The following is a 9587-nucleotide window of genomic DNA, read 5'->3' as shown; positions in this document are numbered from 1 at the left end:
TCTGTACATTCTCCCATGAAGTTAGCTCTTAATCCTTCAATTACTCTTTCATCTACACCTTGTGCTACACCGATTTTGTGTTCATCAGCCCAAGCCATTTCTCCTGATTGTTCATTGAATTTTTCTGATCCTACACCACATACTGGACATTTTTCTGGTGCAGTTTCTCCTTCATGAACATATCCACATACTGTACAAATAAATTTTTTCATTTTAATTTCCTCCTCTTATTTAACACACTTTTATTTTTCTCTATCTAGCTAAAACTTTTAAAAACTTCCCAATTTTAAACTCTTAAAAGCTTTAGATTTTATTTCTTTTTTTATGTACCTCCTTGGTACATTTTTATTATATAATAATAATTATCCATTGTAAACCCTTTTTATAAAAAAATTTTTATTTTTTATCTAAATCATAAATAAAGCAGCTTTTCATATTTTCTTTTATATATGATGACATTGTAGTTACTATAAATTGTACATTAGGAAAAAACTCATTTAATAATGGAAGTATTATTTTTTGAAGTTCTGGATGTATATGCTTTTCTATTTCATCAATCAATACAATTCCCTCAACATCATATTTATTAGTTCTTGATTTTTCCATACTTATCATAAGCTCAATAAATATTTTTAATATTGCAGAATGTCCATCAGATAATTCATATAAATTATAAGCTTCTCTATTTTTCTCCTTTATTTTATATTCACTATCTATATCATCAAAATAAAATTTCACATCTTTTTTCATAAGTATATGCTTTATCAATCTTTCAAACATATTAAGCCATCTATCTATTATTATTTCTTCTTCCTCATCTTCTATAGCTATAGCCTCATCTTTTCTATCTTTTAATTGATATAAAAATTCTATAAACCTATCAACTTTATTTTTATCTTCAGATTTACTTTTTATAATGTCTATATTTCTTCTTGACTTATAATACTCAAAAATAAATTCACCCATATCAAACTTTTTTTGAAGCTCATCATCATTATATATTTTTATATCAATCCCGTTACAAAATTTTATCTTTTTTAAATTATAAAAATTAATGCGATTTTTTAATTTATTTATTTCACCTTTTGATACCTCAGTGAGTATTTCTTCATTTCTTAAAAAATTTAAATTTTTATTGCATTCATTTATATCTTTATTTAAGTTAACTACATTTCGATACTCTTTTAAATTTAAAGAATTTAAATAAATATATATAGAATTTAGTAATTCAGTTTTTCCACTTCCATTTTTACCTGTAATAATAATATGTTTAGTACTATTCTTATGTATATCGATTTCAGTGTTCTTTAAAATTTTGTGATCAGTAATTTTTATGTTTCCAATAAAAGCTTTTTTCATATCATTAATTTAGTAGTTTTATTTCTACTATTCCCCCTCTTTTTATAATTTAATTATAGCATCTAATTTCTAATATATAACAATTTATTTGTTAAAATAGAAAATTTTTATATATTTTAACTATATCCTTTCAATAAAAAAAATGCTTAGAATAATAATCCTAAGCATTTGTTTTTATTATTATAATGGTTGCCGTCATTATAACAATAACTTTGAGTACAAACTCGAATCAGTTGCCGTATAATCACAATTATACACTTATCCTCTAAAGTCTTTACTTTTACAATAGATAATATTCATTATATCTTATTTTCCCCATATATATTTATTAAGATTTTCTTAAGATTTATCTTTATATAAGTAATTTCATATTAATATATATTTTTTTAATATTTTACCTATTATATTTATAGTTGTTTATTAAAATTACATTATATTAAATATAATTGGAATTTTAATTTTATAATAAAAAAGCTATATAAATTAATAATTGATATAGCTTTAATTAATTTTAAAATAAATTATTTAACATATTATATAATAAAAAAAGATCGAGATTTTCTCGATCTTTTTTAAAAGTAGATTATTCTACTACTTCAATTTTCATTAAGTTAGTTGCTCCAACTTTATCAACTGGTACTCCAGCAGCAACAACTACTGTATCACCTTTAGCAGCAAATCCTTTTTCTTCAGCTATAACAACTGATTTTTCCATCATTGCATCTGTTGATTCAAATTTATCAGCAACAACTGGGAATACTCCCCATGAGAATACTAATTGTTTAGCAACAACTGGATCTGCAGTTATAGCTAATATTGGACATTCTGGTCTGCATTGAGATAATCTCTTAGCAGTAGCTCCACTCTTAGTTGAAGTTACGATTGCAGCAGCTTGTAATTCATTAGCAGCATTGCAAGCAGCTCTGCTGATAACACCAGCTATTGCAGGTATATGTTTTTTAGCTTTTGATACAGCTACTTCATAATCTAATTGTTTTTCAGCTTCTGTAGCAATTCTTGCCATAGTTGAAACTGCTTCTACTGGATATGATCCATTAGCACTTTCTCCTGATAACATGATTGCATCAGTTCCATCTAATATAGCATTAGCTACGTCTGAAACTTCTGCTCTTGTTGGTCTTGGGTTTCTGATCATTGAATCTAACATTTGTGTAGCTGTAATAACTGGGATTCCAGCTTGATTACATTTTTCAATTATCATTTTTTGTACTCCAGGTACATTTTCTATTGGAATTTCAACACCAAGGTCTCCTCTAGCTACCATTATAGCGTCTGAAACAGCGATTATTGAATCTATGTTATCAACACCTTCTTGGTTTTCTATTTTAGGACAGATTAAAATGTCTTTTCCACCATTTTCATCTAAAACTTTTCTTATTGCTAAAACGTCATCAGCTTTTCTTACGAATGAAGCAGCAATCATGTTTACTTTCATTTCACATCCAAATTTTAAATCAGCTTCATCTTTTGGAGTTAATGCTGGTAATTTTATTGAAACACCAGGAACGTTAACCCCTTTGTGAGTTCCTACTAATCCAGTATTCATAACTTCACAAACAATTTTATTTCCTTCTACTGATTTAACTTTTAATCCAACTAAACCATCATCTATTAAGATTGTGTTTCCTGGAACTACATCATTAGCTAATCCATCATAAGTTACTGAACATTTAGTAGTATCTCCTACAACATCTTCTTTAACATATATAGTGAATTCTGAACCTTTTTGTAATTCTACTTTGCTTGGTTCAAATTCTCCAGTTCTTATTTCTGGACCTTTAGTGTCAAGAACGATAGCTATTTCTTTTCCTAATTTAGCAGCTAATCTTCTTACGCTTTCCATTCTTCCTCTGTGCTCTTCATGATCACCGTGAGAGAAGTTGTGTCTTGAAGCATTCATTCCTGCTTCAATAACTTTAGTTAAAATTTCATCACTTTCACTTGCTGGACCTATTGTACAGATCATTTTAGTTTTTCTCATTACAAATAACACTCCCTACTTCATTATTGTAGCTAAACCTAAAATTTATATATTTAAATCTATTTAATTAATGATTACTTTGATAATATTTTTGCTACTTCGTATAAATCTTCGTCAAACTTGCTTTCCATAGCTAACGCTTCATCTATATCAAAGTCTACAATTTTATTATCAACGGAACCAATAACTCTTGATGTTTTTCCTTCTAGTAATACTTCAACAGCTTTAGCTCCCATTTTTGATGCTAAAATTCTGTCAAAAGCACTTGGGCTTCCACCTCTTTGGATGTGACCTAACACTGTAGCTCTAGTTTCGATTCCTGTAACGTCCTCTACTTCTTTAGCTAATTCAAATGCTCCACCAACACCCTCTGCTAGAAGAATTAAATTGTGCATTTTTCCTTTAAGTTTTCCTTCTAAAATAGTTTTGCATAATTCATCTTTATCAAAACCTTTTTCTGGTGTAATAATTGCTTCTGCTCCACCTGCTAAACCAGCATATAAAGCTATATCTCCACAGTTTCTTCCCATAACCTCTACGATAGAAACTCTTTCGTGTGAAGTTGATGTGTCTCTTATTTTATTTATTGCATCTAAAACTGTGTTTAAAGTTGTGTCAAACCCTATAGTGTAGTCAGTGTAAGCTAAGTCATTGTCGATAGTTCCTGGTAAACCAACAGTTTTAACCCCAAGCTTTGATAAAAGCTTAGCTCCTGTAAATGAACCATCTCCTCCGATTACTACTAAAGCATCTACTCCATATGCTTTTAATATTTTAACAGCTTTTTTTCTAACTTCTTCTTGTTTGAATTCTGGACATCTAGCTGTTCTAAGGATTGTTCCTCCTCTTTGAATTATATCTGAAACAGAAGTTCTATTCATAGGGAATAATTCACCATTGATTAATCCACTATATCCTCTGTGAACACCCATAACTTCGATTCCTGCATTTAAAGCAGTTCTTACTACCGCTCTTATAGCAGCGTTCATTCCTGGTGCGTCTCCACCACTAGTTAAAATAGCTATCTTTTTCATCTTTACTCCTCCTTAAATCACCACAGGGTCTCATTTTGACCCGCTGGTAACAAAACTTCCCACGTTTATATGACCGATTATAATTGTACATAAAATATAGACTTTTATCAATGTATTGTCTACACTTTTTGATATTTATCTTCAAACGTATATAAGATATACTATATAAACAATTAATTACAAAACTATTATACCCTATTAAACATATATTTATATAACTATTTAATTTTTTTAAGGAATTAATTTTTGTAAAAATTTTCACTTGAGTTTTTGTTAAACAAAAGACTTTATATTGTAAAATTATCATTATTAATACGTGTATATTAACAATTCTTCAATTTGCACTTAATATCTTTTTTATATTTTTTATTTATATCTTCTATTTAATTATCTCTTGTTTTACAACAAATTTCAAGAATATATTTATTAATTTTATTTATTTTTAGGCTATTTTAATAATTTATCAAATTTTTTAATTTATTTAATAAAAAAGAGACTTAGATATATTCTAAGCCTCTATTTTTTATTCTAATCTTCTACAACTTTTACATTTTCATCTTTATATCTTCTTTTTAATTCAATTACTATATCAGTATTTAAATTCATCCAACTTTCTCTTGGAGCTCTATATGATTTTCTTTCTTCTGCATCTACAATATATACTGGTGTATCTCCCTTATAATGTGAATCTATTCCTTTTAACTCAAAGTTTATTTTTCTAACTATATCTCTATTATCAGCTTTTATATAAATCTTATTGCTATTTACTTGTTCTAAAGGATCTACTTTTTCACAAATAAGCTTTGGAGGTTCATCTTCTTTTAAGCTTACCCTTCCTCTTATTGTTACTAATCCATCTAATTGTATAGACTCTCTAACTCTATCTAAAGTTTTAGGAAATACTATAACCTCAATTTCACCAGTTAAATCTTCTAATGTTAAAAACGCCATTAAAGTATTATTTCTAGTGACTTTTTGATTAACTTCAGTTAAAATTCCACCAAGAATTACAGTTTGATTATCTTTAACCTTAATATTATTAAGCATTTCATCATCTGCAATACCTTTTTCAGCTTCCTCTTGAAGAATTTTATGTGAATTATAAATGCTTTGTATATCTATTGATGTTTGAAGTTTTATACTTTTTTCATATTCATCTAGTGGATGACCTGACAAATAAAGTCCTGTCATTTCTTTTTCCATACTTAATAAATTCTTTTTATTGAATTCATTTATATTTGGATAATCAACTTGTGGTAAATTTTCTTCTTCATCTAATCCACCAAATAAACTTATTTGCCCATCTATATTTCTTTTCTTTTCACTTGAAATTCCATCCATTAATTTTTCAAATACTCCAAGCATTTTTGATCTATATACCTTAAAATCATCCATAGCTCCAGACTTTATTAAACTTTCCACAGCTCTTTTGTTTATAGTACCTAAATCTATTTTATTTATAAAATCTATTAATGAAGTAAATTGTCCTTTGCTTTCTCTACTTTTAACTATTCCTTCACATACATTTACTCCAACGTTTCTTACTGCTGCAAGTCCAAATATTATTTTATCTCCATCAACAGTAAATCTTGTATGACTTAAATTAACATTAGGTCTAATTACTTGTATACCTTGATTTTCTGCAAATTTAATATAATGAGCAACTTTTTCACTTGTTCCCATTACAGAATTAAGCATGGCAGCTATCATCTCAACAGGATAATATTTCATCAAGAAAGCTGTTTGATATCCTATTATTGCATATGCAGCAGCATGACTTTTATTAAATGCATATGATGCAAAGTCCATCATCATATCATAAATTTTATTTGCAGCTTCCTCAGAAACTCCATTTCTTAGGCATCCTGGAACTTCTATATTTCCATGATCATCTACTATTCCATAGATAAAATTCTTTCTTTCTTCTTCCATGACCTTATGTTTTTTCTTAGACATAGCTCTTCTTACAAGGTCACTTCTTCCCATTGAATAACCAGCAAGTTTTCTAACAATTTCCATAACTTGTTCTTGATAAACCATTACTCCATAAGTAACATTAAGTATATCTTCAAGTTCAGGAGTTATATATTGAACTTTTTCTGGATTTCTTTTTCTTTCTATATAATTGGGAATTTCAGCCATTGGACCTGGTCTATATAGTGATATTCCTGCTATAATATCTTCTAAACAATCTGGTTTAAGTTCTTTCATGAAAGATACCATTCCTGGAGATTCTAACTGGAATACTCCTGCAGTTTTTCCCTCTCCAATCATTTTATATACTTCTTTATCATTTGTATCAATTTTATCTAAATCTATTTTTATTCCTCGATTGTATTCAATCATTTTAATAGCATCACTCATTACTGTAAGAGTTCTTAAACCAAGGAAGTCCATTTTTAAAAGTCCAAGCTCTTCTAATGTGTTCATTCCAAATTGAGTTACTATCATTTCATCATTTTTTTGAAGTGGAACATACTCAACTAAAGGTTTTGATGCAATAACAACTCCTGCTGCATGCGTAGAAGAATGCCTTGGCAATCCTTCTAAATCTTTACTTACATCAATTAAGTTTTTTACTCTCTCTTCAGAATCATAAGCTGCTTTAAGCTCTGGATTAAGATCTAACGCTTTTTCAATTGTTATTCCAAGCATTGTTGGTATCATTTTTGCAATTCTATCTACTTCTGAATAAGCATAATTCATTGCTCTTCCTACATCTCTTATACAAGCTCTAGCAGCCATTGTTCCAAATGTAATTATCTGAGATACATTTCTTTCCCCATACTTATCAACTACATAATCTATTACTTCTTGTCTTCTTTCGTAACAAAAATCTGAATCTATATCTGGCATACTAACACGCTCAGGATTTAAAAATCTCTCAAATAATAGACTATATTTTAATGGATCTATTTTTGTTATATCTAATGTGTATGCTACTATTGAACCTGCTGCTGAACCTCTTCCTGGACCAGTTGGAATACCATTGTCCACAGAATATTTTATAAAATCTCCAACAATCAAAAAGTAATCAACATATCCCATTTGATTTATTACGCCTAATTCATAATTTAATCTATCAACTATAGTTTTTATTTCTTCATTAACTTCTGATTCTTTTATTATTTCTTCATAATTATATTCTTTATCTCTAAACTCATTTAAAATATCATATTTTCTAATTAATCCTTTGAAACAAGAATCTCTTAAGAATATAAATGGATCAGTTCCTTCAGGTAAAGGAAATTTAGGCAATTTAGAAACATGGAATTGATAGTCATAATTACATTCTTCTGCTATTTTAACTGTATTTACTAAAGCTTCTGGTATATAGTCAAACATATCCCACATCTCTTCAGGTGATTTTAAATAAAATTGATCTGATGGATATCTTCTTCTATTTTGATCATCTACTGTTTTCCCCGTTTGAATACACATTAAAATATCATGTGATTTTGAATCTTCTCTATTTATGTAATGAACATCATTAGTTGCAACTAATGGAATTCCTGTTTCTTTTGATATTTTTATATTAAGTTCATTTACTTTTTGTTGCTCTTCCATATTATGATTTTGAAGTTCTAAATAAAATCCTTCTTTAAAAATCTCTTTATATTCTAGAGCTATTCTTTTAGCCTCTTCATAATTTTCTTGAAGAAGATTTCTTTGAACCTCTCCTCCAAGACAAGCACTTAAAGCAATTAATCCTTCACTATGTGCTCTTAAATAATCATGGTCAACTCTAGGTTTATAATAAAAACCTTCTATTGACGCATCCGAAGCTATTTTCATTAGATTTTCATATCCCTTTTCATTTTTTACTAAAAGGACTAAGTGATTTGTTTTATTGTCTTTATCAGTATGTTTAATATTCATTGACTTACTTGCAACATATATTTCACATCCTAATATAGGTTTTATTCCAGCTTCTTTACAAGCTTTATAAAAATCTACACATCCATACATAACTCCGTGATCTGTTATAGCCATTTTATCCATTCCAAGCTCTTTAGCTCTTTCTACAAGCTTCTTAATTTTTCCAGAACCATCTAAAAGGCTATATTCAGTATGAAGATGTAAATGACAAAAATCTTTTTTCATTAAATCACATCCTTTATATATATTTAAAGCTAAGGTAGATACTAATATGTACCTGACCTAATCTCTTCTGCAATTTTTTCAATTTTTCTTAATCTATGATTAACTCCTGATTTTCCAATTGGTGGATCAAGCATTTCTCCAAGTTCTTTTAAAGATTCTTCTGGATATTGAAGTCTAAGTTCAGCAATCTCTTGAAGATTTTTTGGAAGTCTTTGAAGTCCAACACTAGACTTTATAAGTTCAATACTTTCGACCTGTCTTACTGCTGCATTAACAGTTTTTGAAAGGTTAGCAGTTTCACAGTTAACAAGTCTGTTAACATTATTTCTCATTTCTTTTTTTATTCTTATATTTTCAAGTTCTAAAAGACAAGTATGAGCTCCTAAAATATTTAATAGATCGACTATTTGCTCTCCTTCTTTTATATAAATTATATGACTATTTTTTCTTTGAATTACTTTAGAATTAAGACCAAAGCTATTTATAAGCTTGCAAAGCTCATTTGCGTATTCTTCACTATGAGTTACAAATTCTAAATGATAAGTTTTTTCTGGATTACTTATACTTCCTCCACCTAAGAAAGCACCTCTTATATATGCCCTTTTAGTTTCATCAGACTCAATCATTTCCTTTTCAATACTATAGTCTAAATTCATTATTCCATCTACTTCTTTAAAAATACCAGTAGTACTCAATAATTCACGTACACCCATGCTTTCATCTATAACGACCATATAGATATTATTCTTTTTTAAAGAATTACTTTTTTTAACCATTAATTTAGAGTGTATATTAAAGTGTTCTTTAAGTAATAAAAATATAAGTTTTGCACTAGCTGGATTTTCAGTAGTTATTCTAAAAGATAATCCAAGTCCGCTAAATGCTATTGTTCCGCTTACTTTCATTATAGCTGATAATTCTGCTAATGCTTCTTCTTTACTTATATCACTATATCTGCAAATCTCTCCTTTTACTTTTGATGAAAATGACATCTTATATTGCTCTCCTTTTATGTTTAACTTAAATATTTTTCTTTTATAACAATATTTAATTATATCATAAATTTATTCATTCACTATATAAAATTA

General features: G+C 28.1%; 6 protein-coding genes. All 6 read right to left on the bottom strand.

From position 1 onward, the window contains the following. On the bottom strand, nucleotides 1-212 hold a 212-nt coding region (locus CLTHE_RS03520), incomplete at its 3' end, for a rubredoxin-like domain-containing protein (RefSeq protein ID WP_341456349.1). 184 nt (nucleotides 213-396) lie between these two features. Beyond that, the gene (locus tag CLTHE_RS03515; RefSeq protein ID WP_080022016.1) at nucleotides 397-1359 is read right to left on the bottom strand and encodes an AAA family ATPase; all 963 of its coding nucleotides are present in this window, start codon (nucleotides 1357-1359) and stop codon (nucleotides 397-399) included. 583 nt (nucleotides 1360-1942) lie between these two features. After that, nucleotides 1943-3361: a pyruvate kinase gene (gene pyk, locus CLTHE_RS03510; RefSeq protein WP_080022015.1), complete on the bottom strand. Its 1419-nt coding sequence runs from the start codon at nucleotides 3359-3361 to the stop codon at nucleotides 1943-1945. A 74-nt stretch (nucleotides 3362-3435) separates the two neighbouring features. Continuing rightward, complete coding sequence (pfkA, locus tag CLTHE_RS03505) at nucleotides 3436-4395, bottom strand: 6-phosphofructokinase (protein WP_080022014.1); 960 nt, start codon at nucleotides 4393-4395, stop codon at nucleotides 3436-3438. 528 nt (nucleotides 4396-4923) lie between these two features. Next, entirely contained in the window at nucleotides 4924-8499 is a 3576-nt protein-coding gene (locus CLTHE_RS03500) for a DNA polymerase III subunit alpha (RefSeq protein ID WP_080022013.1), read from the bottom strand. Nucleotides 8500-8540: 41 nt separating this feature from the next. After that, nucleotides 8541-9491: a DNA-binding protein WhiA gene (gene whiA / locus CLTHE_RS03495; protein ID WP_080022012.1), complete on the bottom strand. Its 951-nt coding sequence runs from the start codon at nucleotides 9489-9491 to the stop codon at nucleotides 8541-8543. Between the last annotated feature and the right edge of the window lie 96 nt (nucleotides 9492-9587).

The sequence above is a fragment of the Clostridium thermobutyricum DSM 4928 genome (assembly GCF_002050515.1).
In the GTDB taxonomy this organism is placed as follows: domain Bacteria; phylum Bacillota; class Clostridia; order Clostridiales; family Clostridiaceae; genus Clostridium; species Clostridium thermobutyricum.
Note: the sequence above shows the minus strand (reverse complement) of the source record. Positions and strands in the feature narration are given on the sequence as shown.